This is a genomic window from Pseudoalteromonas aurantia 208 (assembly GCF_014858725.1).
GTDB classification, from domain to species: domain Bacteria; phylum Pseudomonadota; class Gammaproteobacteria; order Enterobacterales; family Alteromonadaceae; genus Pseudoalteromonas; species Pseudoalteromonas aurantia.
This window is the reverse complement of record NZ_AQGV01000015.1, coordinates 1,014,201-1,039,367: the sequence shown is the minus strand read 5'-3', so window position 1 is coordinate 1,039,367 and position 25,167 is coordinate 1,014,201. Positions and strand designations below refer to the sequence as shown.

The 25,167-nt window shown below is 42.5% G+C and carries 16 protein-coding genes; 9 read left to right on the top strand and 7 right to left on the bottom strand.

What is annotated here, in order from left to right; genetic code table 11:
* Positions 1-2: 2 nt before the first annotated feature.
* Positions 3-551: a hypothetical protein gene (locus tag PAUR_RS22615; protein ID WP_192509974.1), complete on the bottom strand. Its 549-nt coding sequence runs from the start codon at positions 549-551 to the stop codon at positions 3-5.
* Between the two features lie 569 nt (positions 552-1,120).
* Here PAUR_RS22615 and PAUR_RS22610 point away from each other — a divergent pair.
* The 5 genes from PAUR_RS22610 (at position 1,121) to PAUR_RS22590 (ending at position 6,300) form a co-directional block, all read left to right on the top strand.
* A complete protein-coding gene (locus PAUR_RS22610; RefSeq protein WP_192509973.1) occupies positions 1,121-1,825 on the top strand; it encodes a hypothetical protein in 705 nt (234 codons plus the stop codon).
* A gap of 2,168 nt (positions 1,826-3,993) precedes the next feature.
* A complete protein-coding gene (nudB, locus tag PAUR_RS22605) occupies positions 3,994-4,443 on the top strand; it encodes a dihydroneopterin triphosphate diphosphatase (RefSeq protein ID WP_192509972.1) in 450 nt (149 codons plus the stop codon).
* A gap of 69 nt (positions 4,444-4,512) precedes the next feature.
* Complete coding sequence (locus PAUR_RS22600) at positions 4,513-4,698, top strand: hypothetical protein (RefSeq protein WP_192509971.1); 186 nt, start codon at positions 4,513-4,515, stop codon at positions 4,696-4,698.
* A 187-nt stretch (positions 4,699-4,885) separates the two neighbouring features.
* A complete protein-coding gene (locus PAUR_RS22595) occupies positions 4,886-5,839 on the top strand; it encodes an SPFH domain-containing protein (protein WP_192509970.1) in 954 nt (317 codons plus the stop codon).
* 5 nt (positions 5,840-5,844) lie between these two features.
* Complete coding sequence (locus PAUR_RS22590) at positions 5,845-6,300, top strand: NfeD family protein (protein ID WP_192509969.1); 456 nt, start codon at positions 5,845-5,847, stop codon at positions 6,298-6,300.
* 127 nt (positions 6,301-6,427) lie between these two features.
* Here the strand turns inward: PAUR_RS22590 and PAUR_RS22585 are convergent, their stop codons facing one another.
* On the bottom strand, positions 6,428-7,501 hold the full coding sequence (locus tag PAUR_RS22585) for an SGNH/GDSL hydrolase family protein (protein WP_192509968.1): 1,074 nt from the start codon (positions 7,499-7,501) through the stop codon (positions 6,428-6,430).
* Between the two features lie 174 nt (positions 7,502-7,675).
* Here PAUR_RS22585 and PAUR_RS22580 point away from each other — a divergent pair, with 174 nt between their 5' ends.
* The 3 genes from PAUR_RS22580 (at position 7,676) to PAUR_RS22570 (ending at position 11,804) form a co-directional block, all read left to right on the top strand.
* On the top strand, positions 7,676-8,362 hold the full coding sequence (locus tag PAUR_RS22580) for a response regulator transcription factor (protein ID WP_192509967.1): 687 nt from the start codon (positions 7,676-7,678) through the stop codon (positions 8,360-8,362).
* A complete protein-coding gene (locus PAUR_RS22575; RefSeq protein WP_192509966.1) occupies positions 8,355-9,704 on the top strand; it encodes a sensor histidine kinase in 1,350 nt (449 codons plus the stop codon). The genes PAUR_RS22580 and PAUR_RS22575 overlap by 8 nt, the downstream gene beginning before the upstream one ends.
* A 96-nt stretch (positions 9,705-9,800) precedes the next feature.
* Complete coding sequence (locus PAUR_RS22570; RefSeq protein WP_192509965.1) at positions 9,801-11,804, top strand: TonB-dependent receptor domain-containing protein; 2,004 nt, start codon at positions 9,801-9,803, stop codon at positions 11,802-11,804.
* Positions 11,805-12,138: 334 nt separating this feature from the next.
* Here PAUR_RS22570 and PAUR_RS22565 read toward each other — a convergent pair whose 3' ends face one another.
* The 4 genes from PAUR_RS22565 to PAUR_RS22550 form a co-directional block, all read right to left on the bottom strand.
* A complete protein-coding gene (locus tag PAUR_RS22565; RefSeq protein ID WP_192509964.1) occupies positions 12,139-14,877 on the bottom strand; it encodes an Ig-like domain-containing protein in 2,739 nt (912 codons plus the stop codon).
* 76 nt (positions 14,878-14,953) lie between these two features.
* Complete coding sequence (locus PAUR_RS22560; RefSeq protein WP_192509963.1) at positions 14,954-17,596, bottom strand: glycosyl hydrolase family 18 protein; 2,643 nt, start codon at positions 17,594-17,596, stop codon at positions 14,954-14,956.
* A gap of 82 nt (positions 17,597-17,678) precedes the next feature.
* Positions 17,679-19,271, bottom strand: a complete 1,593-nt coding sequence (locus tag PAUR_RS22555; RefSeq protein WP_192509962.1) for a lytic polysaccharide monooxygenase — start codon at positions 19,269-19,271, stop codon at positions 17,679-17,681.
* A gap of 69 nt (positions 19,272-19,340) precedes the next feature.
* A complete protein-coding gene (locus PAUR_RS22550) occupies positions 19,341-22,502 on the bottom strand; it encodes a glycosyl hydrolase family 18 protein (protein WP_192509961.1) in 3,162 nt (1,053 codons plus the stop codon).
* Positions 22,503-22,969: 467 nt separating this feature from the next.
* Here PAUR_RS22550 and PAUR_RS22545 point away from each other — a divergent pair, with 467 nt between their 5' ends.
* Positions 22,970-23,473: a DM13 domain-containing protein gene (locus PAUR_RS22545; protein ID WP_192509960.1), complete on the top strand. Its 504-nt coding sequence runs from the start codon at positions 22,970-22,972 to the stop codon at positions 23,471-23,473.
* An 87-nt stretch (positions 23,474-23,560) separates the two neighbouring features.
* Here the strand turns inward: PAUR_RS22545 and ahpF are convergent, their stop codons facing one another.
* On the bottom strand, positions 23,561-25,132 hold the full coding sequence (ahpF, locus tag PAUR_RS22540; protein ID WP_192509959.1) for an alkyl hydroperoxide reductase subunit F: 1,572 nt from the start codon (positions 25,130-25,132) through the stop codon (positions 23,561-23,563).
* Positions 25,133-25,167 lie beyond the last annotated feature (35 nt).

Here is a 25,167-nt window from a genome sequence, read left to right as displayed (position 1 = left end):
AATTATTCTCCATCGCCAACGGGAATTTCAATATCACAGGGCACTTCTATTTCACCGGTGATTTCGTCTTTGCTAAACACCTTGCTGCACAGTTTGTTACCTACGGTAACTTCTATCTTTACCCCATACCATTCACTTGGGAATTTTAATTTGGTGCGTGTTTCTCCGGTTCTATCTGTTAAGCTTTTTTGCAATGGGTTTTCAACTTCATTATGGTTTGCATCAAGCGCCACAATTTTCATAAAGTGCTTGCCGCCAATACCAGCAAGTGCACCATCGGGCCGCATTGTTGTGCTGACGGTTTTAATTTTCACTTCGTCGTCTTTATACATAGACCAATCGAACTGCGCAGGAACGGTCACGTTTTCGAGGCTCAATATGTTAGGCTCTGGCACTGGTTCAGGTACCGGCTCAGGCTCTACAACGGGTGGTGGTGTATCTTGACCAGAACTGGGGGTTGTTACTGCTGGTGTGCTGCCATCGCTTTGGGAACCACCGCCACATGCAGCTAAAAATACACTTGTAGCAATAAACATATATCTAAAAATCATGTTTGCTCTCCAACCTAATAAAATAACTCAATAAGCTCAGCGTTATCACTCTGCTTTGCCAATAAATACAGGTGTTCCAACCACGCTTAGTTAAAAGCAGGAACATAAAGCTGTTTCGGTGTTTGGTAATACACAATAGTTAAATATTCATGCCAGTGATCAGAGCAATGTCATTTTCACAGCATAAAATCAGTATTCACTTTACGGTTTGGCTCGCACACAAATAAAACAATTGAAATCAATAAATTACATAAATACAAAATTTAACATAGTTAAATAACGCGGTGTTTATGGTGAGAAAATAGTGCGCCTAAATTTAGGCCCGCATCATTTTGCAATGCACTTTCATTCGTATATTGCAAAATACATGATAATTTATTGCCAATTTAAAATTCCGCTTTTGTTAAATTAGTGAACGCTTTCAGGGCGGCCATGAAAATAACTGGCAACAATTTTGCGCTATAAACCAGCCAAAAGGTGTTGCGACTTTTCAGCTGGCTATGTCAATATTTACAGCATCTATCGGCTTCGGTATTATTGGCGGCTAAATGTTATAAAGGTCTGTATTTTTGAAAAGGTTAATAATCAGTTTCTGTTGCTTAGTTGCAGCAACGCACGCTCACAGCACCCCCTCTAATTCATTGGAAGTGGGTTACTCACAACTCAATATATCTGATCTAGGCGACCTAAAAGTAAAAGGCCCACAGCTCTCCGTTAAAAGTGCTTTCCCTGCTTTTTATCTAACTGGCGTATATCGACAGCTCACAACCGATATGCACGGCTTCTTTGCATTAGAACACAATCAACAATCACTCTCTGGCGGCAGCGATTTTGATATAGATGTAGATTTCATTGAGCTTGGCATCGGTAAAATGATCACATTAAGTGATACATCATATTTAAATATCCACGGTTACCTTAGTAAAATATCATTAGACGTAGACGGCCATGAACGTTATACCCACATTACTGAAGATGGTACTGTTAACGTAGTGTATGACGAACCATTTTCAGAAAGCGATTCAGTCGATTTGTTAACGTTTAAAGTGCACTATCGAAAATACATCGATCAATTCTATCTAGAAGCAGGTATTGGTGCAGAATCAGATTCAAGCGTTAATATTAAACGTGTAAAAAATGAAGGAAGCGAAACGAATCTAATTTTATCTGCTGAGATCGGATACGACTTCAACAGTCAATGGGCAGCTAATGTTCGCTACTTCAATAGCAAAGACTACAGTATTACATCAGCGAACATCAGCTATAATTTTTAGCACTCAATTATTACTTTGAGATATCGCGCTCGATCACGCTCAGTGTTACAGCCTCATTGAACGTATATTGACCGCTACGTCTTCCTGAACTTGGTTCAGGATCCACGCATTTGCTCCAATATACGCATGGACCCTGACCTACGTCAGGGCGACGAAGAAGTGTTAAACTTGTGGAAGATGAATGAGTATTGAGCTTGTGTGAAACGATAAGCGTGTCGAGCTTGAATGTCTTATCAATAAAGAGCCTGCTTAAGCCTAATTCACCCACTGCGTCTTCCTAAACTTGATTCAGGATCCACGCATCTGCTCCTATATACCCATGGACCCTGACCTACGTCAGGGCGACGAAGAAGTGTTGAACTTCAGTGAGACGAATGAGTGTTGAACTTGTGGAAGATGAATGAGTTTTGAGCTTGTGTGAAACGAATGAGTGTCGAGCTTGAATGTCTTATCAATAAAGAGCCTGCTTAAGCTTAGTTCACCCACTTCGTCTTCCTGAACTTGGTTCAGGATCCACACACATCAGTTCCAATATACGCATGGACCCTGACCTACGTCAGGGCGACGAAGAAGTGTTGAGCTTGTGCGAGACGAGTAGATGCTAAACTTGAATGTTTCAACAATAAAGGGCATGCCAAAGCCTAGTATAACCCACTTCGTCTTCCTGAACTTGGTTCAGGATCCACGCACATCAGCTCCAATACACACATGGACCCTGACCTACGTCAGGGCGACGAAGAAGCGTTGAACTTGAATGTCTCATCAATAAAAAGCCTCCCTAAGCCTAGTTCACCCACGTCGTCTTCCTGAACTTGGTTCAGGATCCACGCACATCAGTTCCAATATACACATAGACCCTGACCTACGTCAGGGCGACGAAGAAGCGTTGAGCTTGTGTGAAACGAATGAGTGTGAACTTGTGTGCGACGAAGAAGTGTTGAGCTTGTGCGAGACGAGTAGATGCTAAACTTGAATGTTTCAACAATAAAGGGCATGCCAAAGCCTAGTATAACCCACTTCGTCTTCCTGAACTTGGTTCAGGATCCACACATTTGCTCCAATATATACATGGACCCTGACCTACGTCAGGGCGACGAAAAAGTGTTGAGCTTGTGTGCGACGAATGAGTGCAGAACTTGTGGAAGACGAAGAAGCGTTGAACTTGTGTGAAACGAATGAGTGTCGAGCTTGAATGTCTCATCAATAAAAAGCCTCCCTAAGCTTAGTTCACCCAGTTCGTCTTCCTGAACTTGATTCAGGATCCACGCATCTGCTCCTATATACCCATGGACCCTGACCTACGTCAGGGCGACGAAGAAGTATTGAACTTGGGGGCGGCGAAGGAGTATTGAACTTGCGTGAAACGAAGGAGTGTTGAACTTGTGGAAGACGAATAAGTACTGATCTTGAGTCGAGTTGGAGGGAGTAAACACGCTGACACGCTACTTCCACTTAACTTCCATTAAGTGCGCTAAAGTCAAAAAACAATAAAAAGGCCCATCCATGAGCCTACATACTATAGGAAAAGTAATGCGCTTACTCTCATAATGAGTGTTGCTACGTTACAGCCGCCACTGTAGTAATAAATTATGGAACAATCATGAAGAACACGATGTTTATCGTAAAAACAGTACCCAAAACCAACTAAATACTTTCGATATGTTTCCAAGTTCATGCATTAATACAAGTAATTTACATTTACACATCAACGAATTTTTCAAGACGTTTGAAAAAAAATCTTTAAAAGTTAGAAAAACATATGGTTAGCTATACTTAAAACAAGCAAAAAACAATTTCATGATAATTAACAGTACAAAAAACAGCACAATGGGTTAACAAATAAACACACAATTAAAATAATTGATTATTTTTGTTTACAACTCATCATCATTAATTTAGCATGTGTCCCACATTAAGGGCATATTTCTCTAGGCACTTAGTGAACTTCAATGAGTAGAGTTTTAGTCAACAAGGACGTTGGCTGGTTTTTATCTTCCTTAGCACACTTTAAAGGGTGTAGTTATGTTTGGCAGGCCTATGGCCTGCCTTTTTTTTACCCTGTTCACCTAGAGAAAACCGTTAACTGGCTCTCCAACAATCATGTAAAGTTTACCCTTCTTAGATATTTTTAAGGTAAACTGAGCTAAATCTCTACATGGTCCTCAATAATGACGCTTCGCAAGCCTTATTCTGTCTTAGTCGTGATCTACAATACAAACAACGAATTTTTATTGATCCGTCGTACCGACGACGCTACTTTTTGGCAATCTGTAACTGGAGGAATTGATGAACATGAAACACCAACACAAACTGCGTATAGAGAGCTCAAAGAAGAAACAGGCATTGATGCGCTAAAACTCGGAATAGATATTTATAACCATAATAAAACAAATAATTACGAAATAAGACAGTGCTGGAGACATCGCTATATTAGCAATGCCACAATAAATACAGAGTACGTATTTAGCATCTGTGTGCCCATAGCAACCCCTGTTGTACTCGACCCAAACGAACATACCGCTTATCAATGGTTGCCACAATCCGAAGCTGCTGAACTGGCTTGGTCCGATAGTAATAAACAAGAAATTTTAGCGATTACCTTTAACCCCAAAAACTAAATAATCCTTGTCTTCATAAATAAATTACGTTATCAATATAAGCTCTATACCGATATAAAGGACTGAACGATGAAATTATCTTTAAATAAAAAAAATATAAAAACACTCACAAACGATAAGACACAATTACCACAAGAAGCAACCATGCTGATTGCTGGCGCAGGTAAACACTCGGGTCCAACTTTATGCACTGCAATTGGCTTAAATGCCGATAACTCTCGTCCATCTATCTGCACAGCCAACACACAAAATTAAAATTCATAGGGTATTTATACTGATAATGCCCTACTCTATTTACATGCTCTGTAACCACTACCGAACACACAACTGAAGTTGGCGTCTCCAACTGCCAATGGTAACTTAAACTCTCAAGTATTACTCACGTTCAGTCATTATTTAACTTTCAACTGAACATGCACTCGATAACATATAAGGGAACATTATGGATCCAGTCTCGCAAATATTTAACCTTCTTTTCAATATAGAAGTTGCACTACTTATTTTTGTCATCATCGTTTTAAAAAGCGGTATAAAATTCGTTCCTCAAAATAAAGCCTGGGTCGTTGAACGATTTGGTAAATATCAATCAACAAAAGAAGCAGGGCTTAACTTTATCGTGCCATTTATTGACCGCATTTCTGCAGATAGAAGTTTAAAAGAACAAGCGGTCGACGTGCCTTCTCAATCAGCAATAACCAAAGACAATATTTCTCTTATTGTGGATGGTGTACTCTACTTTCGCGTATTAGACCCATATAAAGCAACTTACGGGGTGGATGACTACATTTTTGCCGTCACGCAACTGGCGCAAACAACGATGCGTAGTGAGTTAGGTAAAATGGAGCTAGACAAAACATTTGAAGAGCGAGATTTACTCAATACCAATATTGTGTCAGCCATTAACTCAGCATCAGATCCATGGGGAATTCAAGTACTACGTTATGAAATAAAAGACATTGTGCCACCTCAATCAGTTATGGAAGCAATGGAAGCGCAAATGAAGGCTGAACGTGTCAAACGTGCACAAATATTAGAATCTGAAGGTGATAGACAATCTGCCATCAACGTCGCTGAAGGTAAAAAGCAAGCACAAGTTTTAGCTGCTGAAGCTGATAAAACGGAGCAAATCCTCACCGCTGAAGGTGAAGCCCAAGCTATTATTGCCGTTGCCGATGCACAAGCCGCTGCGTTACGTAAAGTAGGTGAAGCCGCAGATACAGAGCAAGGTCAAAAAGCCATACAGCTCGACTTGGCGACCAAAGCCATTGCTGCAAAAGAAGCCATTGCTAAAGAGTCTTCTGTGGTATTGCTACCAGAAAATGGCACTGATGCCAGTTCACTTGTTGCACAAGGCATGTCAATCATCAATAGCCTTAATAGCAAACAAAAGGGGTAAGTTGTATGAGCTACTTTATTGAAAATACTGCACAAGCATTAGTCATTCTAGGAATTCTGGCTTTGATCATCGAAGTAGCTGTACTGGGTTTTGCCACTTTTGTATTGCTGTTTCTGGGCCTCTCTTTGGTATTCTCTGGCGGTATGATGTATGCCGGTTTACTCGAACCCAACTGGCTTAATGCGTTGTGGGTTAACGCCATACTGACTTTTGGTTTTGCACTGTTATTGTGGAAACCGCTAAAGCGTATGCAAGAGAATGTTGACAGTAAGCAAGTTAACAGTGATTTTGCTGATATTGAATTCACGTTAGAGCATGAATTAAACCATGAAGCTAACGTACAGCACGCTTATTCAGGTATTCAGTGGCAGCTAAAATCTGAAAACCCCATTTCAAAAGGGACTGCGGTGCGAGTAACTAAAAAAGAAGTGGGTGTATTGTGGGTAGAACCAAAACCTTAATTTAAATGTGCTCATTCCCCAATAAGTAAAAATGCGGCGCGTGTACGAAAAAGGGACGTACATGCTTGCCGCATCTGTTATATAGCACTCGATGCTATGCCACAGCTAACCTTGTGAACAAAAAAACCTACAGTAACTCTTTGTCATGAATAAACTTTACTAACTCAGACGCTATTTGTTGATGTTCGGCTTTTGTTGGATGCCAAATACAGCCACTCAGTTGAGAATTAAAGCTATGAGAATATAGATTCGACTCCCCTTGCTGCTGCAACCGTTTAATGGCTTGTTCTGTAGATGAAATAATCACATCATATGGATAGGCAGGACGTGGCATAAATACAATTGTTCGATCTGGATAACGACTACGCAACGTACCTACAAAGCTCACCATTTCATCAACCCATGCTTGTTGCACCTGCGTTATATCATCCCATGGTTCATGAGGTTGAGGGTCTGTGCTAAAGTCATTAGTACCCACTTCTACAACAATCAAGTCAGGATACGTATCTTGATAGAGTTTATTCGTGCCGTATACGCCACCCGCTCGGTCATAATAATACGCTAAATCATGGTGAGTTTGGTTGCCGGCCCAATTACGAATAAGGCCCAAACCAGAAAAAGAGACTTGAGTAAAACTGGTATTCAACGCCTTCGATGTCACATAAGGAAACGCCAGACGAGCATTACTGGTTTCAACCACTTCACTCCAAGTACACTGGCGTTTATTTGATTCACTGCCAAACCCCGCACTGATTGAATCTCCAATATAGAGAATATGCTTTTGGTTTTGCCACACGCCCTCTAAACGGCCGTCGACATTAAAACTATGAATTGTGGCAAACTCATCATAATTTTCAGTTCTTTTTACCACCTCAACCAACACTTCACTGGCAGTTTCTTGACTAAATAACTCAAAAGACTGTGGTTGACCTGAATAGTCTGTCACTATTTTTTTATGAAAACGACCATTAACTAATATATCAAATTGATCGCCATAACCCGTCAATTCAATGTCGATACTGCGACCTATTAACTTAGTTTTAAAATAACTACCAGGCCAATTAAATTGGACTTGTCCACTGTCATAACTTTTAACAATACGCCCTTCATACTGAACTGCATAATGGGTTGCTTGTAATGACTGAGCTTGTACGGTCGCCGCAATACCCAGCGCTAATAAACTAGAAATTACCTTATACATGTTGTTGTTCCTTTATTGCATTCGGAACTAGTTAACTTAGTTTTCACACGAACAATTCGCAAGCCTTACCAACTTGATTTTTATTGAATTTCAATTATCTGAAACCGACTGTTGATTGCACCCGAACAATACACGTAAAATACAATCATTATTATTTAGATAGGCAATTGTATCGTGTCAGCCCCTATTTTGGTTATTGAAGATGATCCTTTATTAAATCAGCAAGTGTGTGCATTACTCGAAAAACGAGGATTTAACGTAACCTGTGTCCATGATGGAGAGCAGGGTTTAACGCAAGCATTAGCACATGATTATGAACTCATCATTCTCGATATTAGACTCCCCATCATAGAGGGTTATGAGGTACTGTCACAGTTGCGTAAATGTAAACAAACCCCAGTACTGATTTTATCAGCATGCGGTGCTGAACAAGATAGAATTAAAGGCCTAAGTATGGGCGCTGATGATTACTTACCTAAACCCTTCAATATTGAAGAGTTAATACTGCGTGTTGAAGCAATTTTACGTCGCTCGCAACACACAGAAAAAAACCCCAATAATTATGTTCTTAAAACAAATGGGCTATCACTGAACAAACGTCAGCTTCATGCCCAATTTAATGACGTACACATTGAAATGACCGCCATACAATTTAAGCTGCTTTGGCACCTCGCTGAACATGCCGGTGAAGCGCTCAGTAAGCCTTACTTATATCAACAAGTGTTAGAACGTCAGTTCAGTCGCTATGACCGCAGTCTCGATATGCATCTAAGCCGACTAAGAAAAAAGCTCATTGCCGTCGGTATGAGTGCTGAATCAATCACCACATTACATGGTCGGGGTTACTCTTTTAATGCGTAATCCGTTAAAAACACATTCTTTTTTTACAAAACTGTGTCTGCTCATTATTGCGGGCGCGGTTTCTCTTTTTTGGCTCATCGACGTACTGGCCAGTTACACTGAAATTAAAATGAGTCAACTTGAAATGCGCCATCAAAACACGCTACGACATTACGGTCAGCATGCCGAAAAGCTATATTTGGCTGGTGACTTAGAAACACTGAAACAGTACATAGACACAATTGAGCAAAATGAAAATACATGGGCTGCCGTGGTGCAAAAACAAGTCACGCCCTTGGCAAACGGCACGCTTACTCCCTTATTTAGCGACCATATTTCTCTTGGCCGCGATGTCTCTTGGAAAATACACTTATACTTTAACTACAATCCCATTATGGACGTGCCTTTTGCCGATAAAAAAACACACTTTCTTATTCAACTCCCAGCCCATATGCGACCGGGAGACTATTGGAAGCTCGCATACTTAACCTTGCAGTTTATTTTGCCCATGATCTTTTTAGCCGGATTTTGCATCCTCATATATCGCGCAATTATGGTGCCTTTAAAACAACTAGAACATGCCACGCAAGACTTTGCTGCGGGTAAACTCGGTACACGTATCAGTGATAAAATTTCAACTACCGATAGTGAATTTAAGAAAATAGCCGCAACATTTGATCAAATGGCTGACTGTATTGAACATACCATCGAATCTCAAAGGCAGTTTATTGCTGATTTCTCCCATGAAATCCGTACCCCCATTGCGAGAGTCGAAACCGCTTTGAATTGTGCGGAGCATGCTATAGAAACACAGAATATGTTAGTCCGAATTCGCAAAGACTGCACTGCCATGCGTACACTCGCCGAAGATACATTGACACTCACTTGGTTAGAAAATGAATCAGCCACAATGCGTCAAAATATTGATCTGGATACTTTTGATTTAATCGACCTCATTGATAGCATTATTGAAGATGTGCAATTTGAAGCACCCCACATAAAATTTTTCACACACTGTGCGAGCAGCTTAAAAATACACAGCAATAGTCGCATTTTGGGCCAAGTTATCGAAAACCTGTTAAGAAACGCCAGCCGCTACGCAAAAAACCACATCACGGTAAGCATGCCCAACCCGCATGAAATACACATTACAGATGATGGGTGCGGCGTTCCAAACGATGCATTAGACGATATATTTAAGCCATTTTTTCGCGTAACCTCAGCACAAAAGAGCAATGGGTTTGGGCTTGGGTTAGCACTGTGTAAACGTCACATACACCACCTAGGTGGTCATATTTCGGCTCACAATCAAGATGCAGGTGGCTTAACCATTTCGATATCGCTCAATAAACTGTCACCGTAAATGTAACAGTTGTAAAAGTCCTTTCGGTTCCCTTATAAACAATGAATAATACACGACATTGATAATTATTCGCATTTACAAAATAGGCAATTTCACATGCAGTTCTCTCGCTCTCCTCTTTATATCGCAATGGCAGCTTTATCCACTGCCGCTCTTGTTAGCACCCCAGTACTGGCCGATGAACAGTCAGATAAAATGGAAATCATTGAAGTTCATGGCAAAGTATCTGATGCTGATCAGATCATCGGTCAAGCTCAAATGGCACAACTTCAAGCCAATGACTTAGGCGACATATTTAGAAGCCAAGCCGAAGTTTCAGTGGGTGGTTCAAATCCTATTGCACAAAAGATTTATGTGCGTGGCTTAGAAGACACCATGTTAAATGTGTCTATTGACGGTGCTTTGCAAGCGGGTTATTTATTTCACCATCAAGGCCGATTAACTATCGAGCCTGAACTACTTAAGCAAGTAGATATCGTTGCAGGTGCTGGTGATGCGACGTCTGGCTCAGGTGCATTAGGGGGCGCGATCCGCTTTTTAACCAAAGATGCCAGCGACTTACTCTCTGGTGATGAGCAGTTTGGTGGTAATATTAAGCTTGGCTACTATGGCAACAGCGAAGGTTTTAAAGCCAGCCTGACCGCCTATGGTCATATTAATGACAATTGGTCTGGCTTAGTAACTGTGCTAAAACGCGATACTAAAGACATGGAAGATGGCAAAGGCAACATCATTGCTTACACAGCGTCAGAGCAAGAAGTTGGATTCGCAAAAATCACCGGTGAACTGAGCAATACACAAACTATTTCAGCCAGTTATGACATGCGCCAAGACAATGGTACACGTTTGTTGCGTGCACATTGGCATCCGAGCAGAAAAAATTACGCCCTACCACAAGAAAGTGAGCGTACAACCAGCACAATTAACTATACATACAACCCAAATGATGCGCTGATCAATTTACACCTCAATGTATTTGATACTGAAAACTTCATTACGCACGCTCATCCACTACATAAAGGGGTTCAAAACACCTATCACGCAGTGTATGACTCAACCGGTTTTGACTTACGTAATACCGCACAGCTGAGCAATACAAAAATTGTTGCAGGAGTTGATTATCGCTCAGATGAGGCAAAGCTGCAAAACATAGGTACCAACGCTGAAACAGAAGGCCTTGAAAAAGGTAAAGTTTTTGGATTATATGTGCAAAACTACATTGATATCACAGCGCAATTTCAAATTAGCACAGGTGTACGTTACGACAATTACGAGCTGGTTGACGATAATGGTGTGACAATGAATTCCAACGGTTTTAGCCCTAACATCAACATGAGCTACGCCATTACCAATGCTTTCTCCCTCAATGCAGGCTTTGCTCAAGCGCTACGCGGTCAAAAAGTAAAAGAACTGTTTGTACTTGGTTATTATGACAACGATATCAATTTAAAAGAAGAGCAAGCTAACAACTTCGAAGTTGGTTTTAAATATTTAGGCGATCGCTTGACCGTCACGGGTAATGTGTTTGATTCAACCATTAAAGATGCTGTTTCAACGGTTAAAAATAACGATTCAATTGAGCACACGCTGCTTACCAATGTGGGTGATATAGAAAATAGTGGTTATAATTTGCAAGCACGTTACCGCTTTGACGATGCAAGCATTAATTTAAACTATAACCACAGTAAGCCTAAATGGGAAAACCACGTTAACCCGGCACTCAGTGGCACTGCAATTAGTGACCAAGATTGGTCAATTGGCACTAGCTCTGGTAATACTTTAACTGCTGGTATTAATTACACCGTGTCGGATGATTTAGAGGTGAGCTGGAATAGCCGTTTTGTGCAACGTTTAACCAATTCTGGGGTGAATGTGTGGAGCAACCAAGCTCTCCCTGAAAAAGCAGGCTATGCTGCACATGACTTACAGGCAACTTGGTATGTCATGGGTAGCGAAGAGCTGGTAGTTGAAGCCGCAGTCAAAAATATCTTTGATAAGTTTTACTATGACCACGCGACCTATGCAGCACTTGGCCCAGTTGATTCTGGCTTAGCTGAGCCAGGCAGAGATGCCCGACTAACACTTGTTTGGAAGTTTTAATATTTCAATTTGAACTAAATAACCTCAGGTTTGGATAAGGGTTTTGGAATAGAAAATGTTTTGTAAACAAACTTACGTACGATCCAATGATGATATTTTGTTCAATATCAAGGCGCTTTTATGCAGTAATAGCGGGCTATTACAAATGAAAGCAACGCCGAGAGTGCGAAAAATAGCTTTATTGGGCAAATTCGCTTATCCAGAGCTGAGGTTAAATAGCAACATTAGTGTCATATTTACCGATGCTACTTGTTGTAACGATAAAAAGCGCAGTGTTTAAACACTGCGCTTTTTTACATTCCTACTAATTATTTCTACTCATGACCTGCTGCTTCTATTTACAGCTATTTAGCTTTTTCCACACGCTCCACTGAGATGAATAATTGGTTGGGTTTTGATTGCGCGTCCACCACTTTGCTTCATAAATAAAGCCCTCGTGACTGACCTTTTTACCCGCAGTATAAACTGTGGCCGCTCGCCAACTATCAAGCTCACAGCCAGTTGGTTTTGCCACCACACTAAATTGATGTGTTTGCGACTGAGAGGCTAATCCAAGGGCATCTGTTGCAATCGCATAGACCTGATATTGCCCATTGCTATCAAGTGTAATATTCGCCCAATATGGACCTTCATGACTCACCACTTCAACCCCATTAACATAGTAAATCACCTGTTTTAAGTCCCCATCTTTGTCACTTGCACTTACTTGCAGAGGTACAATACTGCCTTGCTCAAACACACTGCCACTACTGGGGGAGAGTAAAGTAACACTGGGTGCAGTTGGCGTTGAGTCAGCCTCTTTAACAACCACAGTCACAGCTGCAATGTCTGATTTAGTATGTTTATCATCCATTGCTTCGGCGCTTATACGATAAGTACCGACTGCATCAGGTTGCCACTTAAAACGATAAGGTGCTGTATTTAAAGTCGTCATTAGGACGCCATTAACGCTAATTTTAACGTGTTCCACTTGGCCATCGATATCATTTGCAGCTAGATTTACGGTCACATTGTCGCCCATAGTTACGGTACTATTAGTCGTGTTTGGGCTGACAAATCTTACACTTGGCGCTTGATTCGGTTGTTCTGAACCTGAGCCACACTCTAATCCTTTTTTCCACACCCCCCATGCATTCGCATTTGTGGCTGGGCTTTGATCACGGTTCCACCATTTGGCGGTATATTCAAACCCTTCAAAGGCCACTTTATTGCCTTGTGTATACACTTGACCAGCTCGCCACTGCGCCGTATCGCAATCACTTGGGTTAATTAAATTGAATGCCACAGCAGGGGCATTAACAGTCAGCCCCTCATTATCGGTGACTATTGCTGTGACGACATACTCACCTTTCGTGTCACTTTGAAATTGCGTTGTATAAGGTGCAGACGTCAGTGTTTTATAAACCTCACCATTTACGCTAAATACCACTTTTGACACTTCACCGTACTCATCTTCTGCGAGTGCTTTTAGCTCGATATTCGTGCCCACAATATGGCGGCTGTTGTTAACTGGGCTGGTAATATTAATGGTTGGCGCTTTATTGTCGGTACAAGCAAATACACCCACTTTACTAAACGCATCCCCTACCGCTTGGATATCATAACCAAAGTCTTTTGCTGCAGCGGTAACACCGCACGCTAGCGACTCGTAATTACCGTTATAAACCCAATAATTTTTATTAGCATGAAGCATCACTTCATACGCTTTTTTTACGCCCCAATTCTCAGTCGTAGAAAGCAAGTAAAAAGCACGATTAAACACCCCTGAACTATAATGGACGTCTAATCCATTTTTATATTCACTGGCATGATCAATAGAGCGACCATCTTTACTTGGCATATCTAAATAACGCATCGCATCAAGGTTTTTAAAAATACGTGCGCCAATTTTCCAATCAACTACACAGCTGCCATCAGCTTGCTCGCTCAGATAACATTCCAACGCTTCAGATGTCATATCTGAAAACGATTCGTTAACCCCCCCAGATTGTGCACTATATACAAGTTTTGAGTTTTGATGTGTCACACCGTGCGCAACCTCATGGGCAATTACACCTAAGGACGTAAATGGATATACACGATGATCGCCATCGCCAAACGTGACTTCTTTACCATTCCAAAAAGCGTTTAGGTAGTCTTGACGATAATGAATACGCATCACCAAATCGCTACTCAACGCTCTACTATCGAACCATTCATGAAACATATCTAGGGTTGCTTGACCATAAAATACCGCATCATTGAGTGGTGAATATGCGCCATTGATGGCTTTGTAAGTATTTTCGAAGCAAGGGAATTCAAAAGTATGGGTATTCGTTGTGCCATGCTCCATGTCGATCACGCGGATATCGCTATCTTGCATTGCACAGTGTCCATTCCCTAAGTCGGTCGCGTTAAATTTGGCTTTTGACTCACCAAAATAATACTTTCCAGTTTTTTCATTACCACCCGGCCCCATGCCAATTTTTGCGTGTGCTAATGTCTCTGTTTGACTTAACACTTCACCCGTTTGCGCGTCAATCACCAGCTCGGGACGAGTCGGATGTTCAAGCGTTTCCGCATAAAATGTAACAATATAGGCAAGACGAAAGCTCTCTTGGTACGGATAGATCACCAGCTCTGCGTGTTCATCATTGGTAAATTGTATATTCGCCACATTTTGACGACCATATTCAATGGCCTTCGACTCGTCAAAACTCGGAACCGTCACGTCAACATAGGCATTTTCAACCACGCTGCCACTCACTGACTTAATTGTACCTTGGCGATGATTTAATGCGCCTACATAGTTTTCAGCGTCATGATGAGTGACAACTTCACCACCGTGCACACGCACGCCGCGATAATGTTGACTGCGGCGGATGTGTTTACCATCTGCTGAGCGCTGATGCGCTTTAAATTGTAACGACGTTTCATGGTTACCCTGAGTAGAGAACTGGCTTTGCTGAGGTGAGAAAACATCCATAAGCTTTTGCTTTAATTCTACATTTTTATGTATCTGCGTAGCTTGAGAGGCATAAAGCGGGAAACTACTGGCAGCAACCAGTAGCGCGATTGGGGTTAGTTTGAACATAATGATCTCTATAATTTTTGTTTTTGTAAAAAGGGCCTCCTTGCCCCAATCGTGTGTTAGTTAAATAGACTTTAGGCTATAGCTTGCGCCACACAGCATTGCTGCCCGGTGTTTGGCCTCGTGTCCACCAACGTGCTTGGTATTTAATGCCATTGTGCTTTACTTGATCACCACTTGTGTAGACTAAGTCACTGCGCCAATCACGAACCGTGCCGTCATCAGGAATGATCTCTTGCCATACACCGCCATTACCTGGCACAGCGCCTTTGGTCCACCAACGCGCTTTATATTGCACGCCGTTATACCAAACGATGTTGCCACCCACATACACGGTGTTTGCATTCCATGTTGTTTTATCTGGCTCAGGTGTAGGATCTGGCGTAGTTTCTGTATTTTTCACCGTCACGCTAAACTTACGCTCAACCGTATTCACCCCATCAGAGACTGAAACAGCGCCTGTTACACGTTGATCTTGTTCTACTTCTGTGGTGGTCAATATCACTTCACTGCCAGAGCCGACAATGCTATGACCGGGTACTTGCCAGCTATAGCTCAATGTTTTCCCTTCTGGGTCAGAAGCCACCACGCTCAGTGCAACTTCACTGTTTTCATCCACAACAATGTCTGTAACTTCTGCCACACTCGGCGCTTTATTTTCTACGACAGGTGCACTCACCATTACTTTGACCGAAGCAGTTACGTCATTGACTCCATCAGATACCGTTAAATTCACGGTATAGACGGCATCTTTTGTGGTCTCTGGCGCTGTAATAACGAGTGTTTCATTATTAGCAGTCAAAGTTAACGCACTGTCTCCCTGCCAAAGGTAAGTCAGAGGCTTTGCTTCTGGATCTGTTGCTGTCGCGACAAGTTGAATCGTCTCACCTGATGCAACCTTCACTTCGTTAATTAACTCAAGTGTTGGCGCGTGGTTTTTCGGAGGAACTGGCGTTGATTTTCCAGCAAGACCTTCATGCATCGCGTTGAGTATATCGCCATTGTCTGCATCAATTTCCCACGCAAATAAACCACCGAGATTATGCTCTCGCACATATCGGCCTTTTGCTTGCACTGAGCGTGGGCTATCGTACGTTACCAACGTGCCTTTTTGCGGATTCCACACATATGCGGCTTGTGCCTGCTCGTCATAGCCAACTTCAAAGCCATTTACACCCTGCTCGTTTGCACCAATCATATGAGATTTTAATCCCTTATAATCAATCACGCCCGCTTCCCACACGCCCTGAGACGTTGAACCACGTAATTTACCGTTAGCTGGTGCCGTCATTGGGTTGCCTGCAATGGTCGCATTTTCAGGTTTCACCCCTTCCCAACCACGGCCATACATCGCAGCACCTATCACTAGTTTTTCGCTTGGCACGCCTTGTTCAAGCAACAACTTAACCGCATTATCTAATGTATAGGCAGGCCCTTTGCGCGGCTCACCCTTTTCATCTACACCTGTGCCATTACATTCATCTGCTGATAGATGCGACCCGCAATAAATACCTGTTTGATGTCCTGTTACGTTGTCCCAACCACCATGAAAGTCATACGTCATCGCAAAAATGTAATCCATATATTGCGCAGCTTGCTGATAATCAACGTCTTCTATTTTATCCCACCCAGAACCAATCGCAGAGGTTAGTTCATATTCACGGCCAGTTTTCGCTTCAAGATCATCAAGCATAATGCGTAGCTCTTTCATCAGCGTCACATAAACTTCACCATCTTTGTCACTGCCCAAATTCGGGTTCGCACCGTCTCCGCCGGGGAATTCCCAGTCAACATCAATTCCATCATAAAACTTCCATGTGGTTAAGAATTCTCGCATCGACTTAACGAACGTGTCACGGTTGGCTTTATTGTCAAAGTCAAAGAACGGATCTGATAACGTCCAGCCCCCGACAGAAGGTAAGATTTTTAAGTCTGGATTGCGCTGCTTTAACGCCATCAGCTGTGCGTAGGTACCACGAATTGGATCACTACTGCTTACACCTGGCAGTGCTTTTTGTACTGCAGCCCACGGATCATGAATCACCACTTCGTAATCTTCTGAACCCCCACATGCCAAATTTAATGCACGCAGGCTGTTACCGTTTTCAATTTCAGCCAGTGACTCATTTGGGCCACAAATTGGAATAAAACCGTAGAGTAAATGGGTTAAGTTATCAGCTGGGATTTGCGTCACATCGAACTTACGACCATAAATACCCCATTCAACAAAATATGCACCAACAACCGTATTAGGATCAGTATCAAACTGTTTGTTATTTGGGTTAACGTTTAACGGTAATGGCGCTAAATGCCCGCCGTCAGTATCGGCAATCACAATTGGCTTAGTGGCGCTTTTTACACAGCCGGTTTCATCACACAATGCAATTTGCAGTTGATGACGACCCGATTTTTTATACGGGAAGCTGATCACGCCACTTTTAGAACCAGGCGATAACTGACCTTCATTGACGAGTTCATTGTCGAAATATACCTGATAGCTATCGCCACCTTTACCAGACCAAGCGTTCCACTCAATTTGAATGTTTACTTCGTCTTTTGCTTGAATAAGTTGTTTGTATGATCCACGGCCATAAATATTCACATCCACAAACGAGTAATTTTGTGGCTTCCACGTGATACTGGGTGTTGATGGTGCTGCTACGGTACTTGCACTTGCCAGCGCAGCCCCAACAGCAACCGCTGAGAGTAAATATTTAAACATAGTTTTTCCTATAGTATGTTGTTTTGATAGTTATTATTTAATGCTTTAATAAAGCAATGAAATTTAAAGGTTTATAAGCTGGTTATAGTTTCTGCCACACAGCATTGCTGCCTGGTTGTTGGCCTCGAGTCCACCAACGCGCTTTGTACTTCAAGCTTTGAAAGGTCACAATACTGCCCCCTTGATAAGCCGTACTTGCATTCCACGCATTGCTGCTATCGTCTGTTGTTATTAATTGCCACGCTTGGCTTTGGTCTGGTCGCTGGCCTTTTACCCACCATTTAGCACGATAGGTTTTACCGTTATAAACCGCAGTATCTCCGGCGGTATAGACTTTATTTGCTTGCCACGTGTCACCTTCTGGCGGTATCGGAGGCGTTGGCGGGGTTACCTTGTTAGTAACGGTAATATGTAGCGGAACTGTTTTGCTTAACATCCCATCAGATACCGTAACCTGCCCGGTATACTCAGTGTCTGCAGCCACTTCAGGTGCGGTGAGTGTGATTGTTGAACCAACCCCTGTATAGCTCAGCGCATTGGGCAATTGCCAGTCAAAACTCAGCCTGCTTTGCTCATCGTCAAAGGCATGAACATGCAAATGCTTACTGGTATTTTCTTCTAATGTTAAGGGCTGTGGCGTGTGTACTGTCGGCGCGGTATTAACAGGCTTTTTTACCACACTTAAGTTATAGCTATGCGCTGTGTCACCTACAAAAACCTGATTTGATGCCAGGTTTTGATGATCGAACGTCACATCACCTGCTCCCGACTTAACACCAATTTGAATCAAATCTGGATTATCTTGCACAACTAGCTGAGCCAATTGCATCGCCCAATCTGATGATTGCTCTGTTACTTTAAATTGCTGTTGAATTAGCTCCTGTCCGTTTGCATCAAACAAACGCAGCCATACCGTGTCACCCGCGAATGCGTCTTGACCTTGCTTTACGTAAAAACCAGCTGAGTGCCAAACCACCGGTTCAGGCGTGCTATCTGTGCGTTCAATGGTAATATCACTGCAGTTGTAAAACCCTTCACCAACCACATCATCTCGCTGCCAACGACTATATAAAATTGCGTCACCGTCAAACTTTTCAGGTATAGCAACTGTCATTTCATAATATCGCCTGCCATCGGGTGCCATAAAAAATGCCACATTGCCATGCTCTTGTACCAATTCAAGCTGGTCCCAGCGCAGTGATTCTGTGCTAATTGGTGTGCCTGGTTTGTTTAAATAAAACTGCCAAAAGCTGGGGTTATGGGGTGTAGTAGCCCGATATCGGACTTTTATATCGCCGTTACTATTTGGCTTAACCACCGTACGCTGCCAGTCGGTTGACGCGATATTCATACCGGCTTTATTGGCATCGCCAGCGGCGCATAACTTGCCATTTGGCACTGCCGCTTCAACCGCAGTTTGATTATTAAAATCTGCCACATTCGCTGCAAATTCATGCCTTTGAATAAACTGTACATGGTCGCTTTTCACAAAGGCAGCTCTGCATGCCGCATTGGGAATATTGCTACCATCTTTTGGCCACCAAAAGCCCCCTTGTTCTTGGCAAATGGTTTGACGCGCTTTCGGGCTATCCATATATCCGTGGCCGTGCACCTGCGGTATTGCAGCCACAGCGATCCCCAGCGCAACCGCTGTCAGTGTTAATTGTTGTTTCATAAGTTTCCCTAGGGCCGCAAGCGACCCTTGAATTAGACTGTGTGTTTTTCGCTCCCTAAACCAAAATGGTTAAAGGTCACACACTTTTTGCCAAACACCACCGTCTGACGGCGCACTATTGGTCCACCACTTCGCCTTAAATACTGCTTGGTTGTGAATAATATGGTCGCCACCTAATGCGTGACTTGGCTGCCCAGCCCAATTAGTACGTGGCCAATTTGGATAGGTATTAAGCGTTGATACATCAATGCCATTACATTGTTTGTCTGATGGGGGGGTGCCATCACCTGGGTCAGGTGTGTCGTTATTAGCAATTGGCAGCGCTGGGTACTCAGTTGCAAACGCATACTTTTTACCGTCTTTTTCAATAACGAAATTTACCGGCCCAGTAATGGGCATGTAGTACATCACTTGCGCATTGACTGTTTCGCCTTGCTTGAAAGACTCAAGCTGACCACCCCATTGATTTTTTAAGGTGATTGAAAAACGGTGGAATTCATTTTCAAATCCGCCAATGTTGTTACCTGAGGTATTTGAGTTGTCTAATTCAACTTGCATCCCAAGCTTTTTCTGTGCATTCCAGTTTGACTTGAAAATAGCCGACGTTGACGTTGGCACATTGAACGATATTTTTGCCCCCGTTAAATCGATTTCTGAGTGGTTCGTAAAAGCAAAAGTAGGTCTGATCGGATAGTTTTGGTCACCCACAGGGAAGTCTTTTGCAACAAACCTCACATCGACCGCCGTTTCTGGTGGTGTAAATTGCGAGTCGCCCAAATGCGCACCATACGCTTTACCGTTTTGATTAAAAGTGTCATATGCCAACGATGTCATCGTCGAGCCCATAAAGTATTCACCCTTACTGGCATCAAATGCATAGTCACCGGCAAGCTCCCAAAACATCACGCCGCCTAAGTTTTTATCAATAACATAATCTAACTTCGTCTTCATAGACTCAGTATCTTCTATCGATAAAAACACTTTTTTCTGCGCATTCCACAGCCAAGGGGCAACTGCCACATCATCATAATGACGTTCATATTTACCCGTCATAACATCATCAGGATCAGACTCTGGCGTCAGGCCATAGGTAGCCAAATAACTGGGTACTATGCCATTTTCCAAATTTTTAGCATGCCATAACGGATTACTACCAGCGGCCACTTCTTGACCATTTTCAAGGTCGTGCCATAAGTTATCGATGCCAATCGCGCCGTTACCACATTTGTTTTTGTCACCAATGCCGGTGCCTTTGGGACAATCGCTTTGATTTGGCAACGGTGCGCGCCCCCATAAGCCATTCTCTCCGCCATTCACACCTTGAAAACCTCGGGTGTAATAGGGTAAGCCAATATTAATTCGCCCTGACGGTAATGCGCCTCTGAAATAATTCACCGCCCAATCGGTATTCAAATAGCCAATACCACCAAACTCTTTGGTGCTATACACATTCCACACCTTCAACTCTGAATCTTTACCCGTGTCGAATAACGGTGCGTTATGCCCCACATGGTCGTTCCATGCGCCGTGTAAGTCGTATGACATAATATTCACGAAGTCTAAGTATTGCGCAGTTTGAAAGGTTTCCATACCGCGTAATAAATAGCCTGATGACGGTGAAGCAATGGTCAACATATAATGCTTGTCATCAGTTTCACCTGCTTTATCAAGGGCCTCACGTAGTGCTTTCATCAGTACCTGATAAGATTTATTCAGCCCCGCACGACGCTGGTTGCTGATCTCAAAATCTTCAGGGTGGCCTGAGTCTTTCATTGACGATGGGTATTCGTAATCTACGTCTAAGCCATCAAAGCCATAGGTCCGTAAAAACTCAACGCTACTGGCAACAAATGCGTTAATACCCGCATGATTAACGCTGCCATCTTCATTGGTTGTCATAGTGTAAAAGCCACCACTGGCAACACGTTTTCCTGTTTCATCAAAGAAGCCGCCAGTCTCAGCCCAACCACCGACAGAGATCATGGTTTTTACGTGAGGATATTGCTGCTTATATTTGTTTAGGAGGTTAAAGTGACCCGTATAAGGGAGCGCAGGATCCATCTCAGCACCCGTAACGCCCGGCCAAGTCATATTGGTTGCCGCGTTGTTTTCGGCGTTTGGGTTACCAATGCTGATTTCATTTGCGGCATTAACATGGGCAAATGCATAGTTGATGTGGGTGATTTTGTCCCAAGGAATATCTTTAACGAGGTAACTCGGTTGATCATTCTTACCCGTTCTCCAGCTCGTAAAGTAACCAATAACACGACGAGGATGATCCCCCCCCATTTTTTCGCGGCCTTCACTGTCGTAAATATCGCAGTAAGCAGGGGTTATATCAGGCGTTTGATACAAACCGGCAGGACGACAGTTTTCATGGCTATCTGGCTGGTCGCCTTTTTCTTTTACGGTAAATACACGTTGTACCACTTCTGACTCAGCGCCATGTTCATCTATAGCACTTAACGTAAATACCTGACGGCCTGCTGCTTTCGCTTGCCAATCAAACTGATGCGTTAGTTCAGTCGTTTCAACCAGTATCTCGCCATTAAGACGCAACACTTGCTTGAGAGTATCCTCATCTAAGTCATTAGCTTTAAGTGTAAAGCCAATGCTCGCGCCAACTTCCAACTCTGAAGGCAATTGCGCTGCAAGACGCACAGTCGGTGCTTTATTAGTGTCTTTTGGTAACGTGTTTACTGTTACTTTGCGACTAATTGAACGCCCCGTATCACCCTCATTATCCAATGCCACCGCATGAAATTGATGCTCACCGACCTTTGCTTGCCAAGTAAACAAATACGGCGCACTGTCTAACACACGCACAAGCTCGTCATCATGATATACCGCTACCTGCTTAACAGAACCATCCAAATCTGTAGCTGAAAACTCAATGATAACGCTGTCATTTTCAACCAAAGTAATATCTGCAGCAGGCTTTAACCAATGCACGCTCGGCATTTTATTTGCCGTCCCTGAAGACGCGCATATCCCCAATTTACTCCACTCTTGCCACTGACCTGAACGAAGCTTTGGAGAAGCTTTATTCCACCAATTTGCTTTATAAGCAACTTTGTCCTGCTGAACGTGATCACCACTGGTGTAAACGGTGTTTTCTTGCCATTTATCCAGCGGTGCACAATCAATTACTGCGAACGCTGAGCTGCTTAACATGGCAGCCGTTATTGCACTAAATTGAAAAACACGCCTATTTTCGTAGAAATACGACATAAACCCTTCCTAATTTGTATGTTTTTTGTTATTTGCGCTACTAAAAGATTACATATGTACCGATAGCCAGACACGGCGCAGAATTCTACACGCGACAAAACCAACCACAAGGGATTGGTTTAATTTAAAAATCACACAAAAAAGGATTAGAAATAAAATAATCTCACACTATAAAATATACCGAAACTCGTTGTTTTTATTGATTAAAACAACATAATAACAATAATAACACCTACTATTAGCACAAATTTCACACCACCAACTGACAAAACTGTGTATTTCAATCGTTACAAAACAAACTAATCAAACCAGTTAAACCTATGATAAAAACACTAGAAAAAATAAAAAAACCACCATTTAGGGTGAGTAATCTGTTTTTCTGAAGTGATGCCATAAATAAAACGCACCACTTTGATAGGTGCTTTACGCTATAATCTATAAAATTTATGATGAAAGGCGATCAATAGATGCGGATATTTAAACTGTCAATATGCGTTATTTTGACTTTTGTGTTGGGGTTCATAAGTGGTATTTATGCCTTACCCATTATCAGTGCACCAAACAGCCCCAGTATGCTAGAACTGGCGACTGCGACGCAACATACAAAATATAAAGGGCAGTTTGTCACTACTTTAAAAGACTCTGATCTGTTGCATTTTGCTAAAGGTGACGTCAGTGTTTCCAATGATAATATCGCCTTTAAAGGCAATATTGCGCCAGGTCCAGATTACCAACTCTATCTAGCGAAACGCTTCATTGAAACTGAAGCTGACTTCCATACATTCAAAGGTAGTATGGCGCACCTTGGGGACATTAAAACATTCGACTCTTTCATCGTCCCCATTCCCGATGCAATTAATATTGAAGAATTTAACACTGTCATTATTTGGTGTGAAAGTTTTGGACAATTTATTTCAGCCGCACAATATCAGTCAGCAAACGCACTACCCATTGTAAAAAAAGCCATTTAGTTTATTAAAAACCAAATGGCTTTGCATTGCTGGGTGTTGTCAGCAACCTAACAAGCTGACATGCAATGATCTGTAAAAATTAAGTCATTAAGCCGCTTGCTCTGTATTGCCATCATAACGGATAAGATAGTCAAATGCGCCGAGGCTCGCGGTTGCCCCTGCGCCCATGGCAATAATAATCTGTTTAAATGGTGTGGTAGTTACGTCTCCGGCTGCAAAAACGCCCGGCAGTGAAGTTGCACCTTTAGAGTCAATCTCTATTTCGCCAAACTGACTGAGCTGAACACCAGACTCTTTCAACCACTCACTGTTAGGTACTAACCCAATTTGAACGAAAATTCCGGCCAATGGGAGTTGATGTTCGCTGCCTGAGTTTCTGTCTGTGTAAATCAAGCCAGTTACCCGTTTACCATCGCCAATGACTTGTGTTGTTTGAGCGCTTTTGATAATGGTGACATTCGCTAAGTTGTTGGCTTTTCTTATCAATACTTCATCTGCTCGCAAGGTATCCGCAAATTCTAAAACTGTTACATGCTCGACAATATTAGCCAAGTCTATCGCCGCTTCAATACCTGAATTCCCCCCGCCAATCACTGCAACAGGTTTACCTTTAAACAATGGACCATCACAATGAGGGCAATATGCGACGCCTCGGCCCTTATATTCAGCTTCACCTGGCACATTCATACTGCGCCATCGAGCCCCTGTGGCCAAAACAATCGATTTAGCTTTTAACTGTCCACCATTTTCAAGTTCAATGGTTAATACATCATCTCGGGTAATGTGCTTTGCTCGCTGACCTTTCATAACATCAACATCGTATTGCGTCACATGCTCTTCTAATTGAGCTACCAACTTAGGACCTTCTGTTGCTTTAACAGAGATGAAATTCTCTATGCCTAACGTGTCTGATACTTGGCCACCAAAGCGGTCAGCAACAACGCCGGTATTCAGTCCTTTTCGGGCTGAATATATTGCGGCCGATGCACCTGCCGGACCACCACCAACAACCAAGACATCAAACACCGCTTTCTCACTGAGCCTCTTTGCTTGTTTTTGTTGTGCGCCACTGTCCACTTTATTGAGAATATCCGTTAAGCCAATAGCGCCTTGTGAAAATAATTCTCCATTCAAATACACTGCTGGGACAGCTAATACATCACGCTCATTGACTTCATCTTGAAATAACGCCCCATCAATCATTGTTGCTGATATTGTTGGGTTTATTGCCGCCATTAGATTCAGCGCTTGCACAACTTGCGGACAAGTTTGACAGCTCAAAGAAATATATATTTCAAAATTGAGTGGCCTATCTAAACTTTGTATCTGCGCGATTTCATCATCTGACGCTTTAGCTGGGTGGCCTCCGGTTTGCAATAGTGCTAATACCAATGAGGTAAATTCATGTCCCATAGGCACCCCAGCAAATTCAATATGGGTATTTTTCGTCGGTGACCGTACAACCATACTCGGCTTACGTATACCATTTTGGTGAGTTTCAATCACAGAGATCTTGTCACTCAATGATGATAAATCATCGCTTAGTACTTTGATTTCTTGTGATTTTTTACTATCATCAAGTGCTATAACCAGTTCAATTGGTGTTTTTATAGCGCTAAAATGGCTTTTTAATTGGTTTTTAATATTTTGGTCTAGCATGCTTGAGATCCTCACAGCAATAAAAATAAAGGGGT

Bases quoted from the DNA above. Each gene is read 5' to 3' on its own strand.
- PAUR_RS22615 (WP_192509974.1), bottom strand. From the start codon at position 551: ATGATTTTTAGATATATGTTTATTGCTACAAGTGTATTTTTAGCTGCA.
- nudB (WP_192509972.1), top strand. From the start codon at position 3,994: ATGACGCTTCGCAAGCCTTATTCTGTCTTAGTCGTGATCTACAATACA.
- PAUR_RS22600 (WP_192509971.1), top strand. From the start codon at position 4,513: ATGAAATTATCTTTAAATAAAAAAAATATAAAAACACTCACAAACGAT.
- PAUR_RS22595 (WP_192509970.1), top strand. From the start codon at position 4,886: ATGGATCCAGTCTCGCAAATATTTAACCTTCTTTTCAATATAGAAGTT.
- PAUR_RS22590 (WP_192509969.1), top strand. From the start codon at position 5,845: ATGAGCTACTTTATTGAAAATACTGCACAAGCATTAGTCATTCTAGGA.
- PAUR_RS22585 (WP_192509968.1), bottom strand. From the start codon at position 7,501: ATGTATAAGGTAATTTCTAGTTTATTAGCGCTGGGTATTGCGGCGACC.
- PAUR_RS22575 (WP_192509966.1), top strand. From the start codon at position 8,355: ATGCGTAATCCGTTAAAAACACATTCTTTTTTTACAAAACTGTGTCTG.
- PAUR_RS22570 (WP_192509965.1), top strand. From the start codon at position 9,801: ATGCAGTTCTCTCGCTCTCCTCTTTATATCGCAATGGCAGCTTTATCC.
- PAUR_RS22565 (WP_192509964.1), bottom strand. From the start codon at position 14,877: ATGTTCAAACTAACCCCAATCGCGCTACTGGTTGCTGCCAGTAGTTTC.
- PAUR_RS22560 (WP_192509963.1), bottom strand. From the start codon at position 17,596: ATGTTTAAATATTTACTCTCAGCGGTTGCTGTTGGGGCTGCGCTGGCA.
- PAUR_RS22555 (WP_192509962.1), bottom strand. From the start codon at position 19,271: ATGAAACAACAATTAACACTGACAGCGGTTGCGCTGGGGATCGCTGTG.
- PAUR_RS22550 (WP_192509961.1), bottom strand. From the start codon at position 22,502: ATGTCGTATTTCTACGAAAATAGGCGTGTTTTTCAATTTAGTGCAATA.
- PAUR_RS22545 (WP_192509960.1), top strand. From the start codon at position 22,970: ATGCGGATATTTAAACTGTCAATATGCGTTATTTTGACTTTTGTGTTG.
- ahpF (WP_192509959.1), bottom strand. From the start codon at position 25,132: ATGCTAGACCAAAATATTAAAAACCAATTAAAAAGCCATTTTAGCGCT.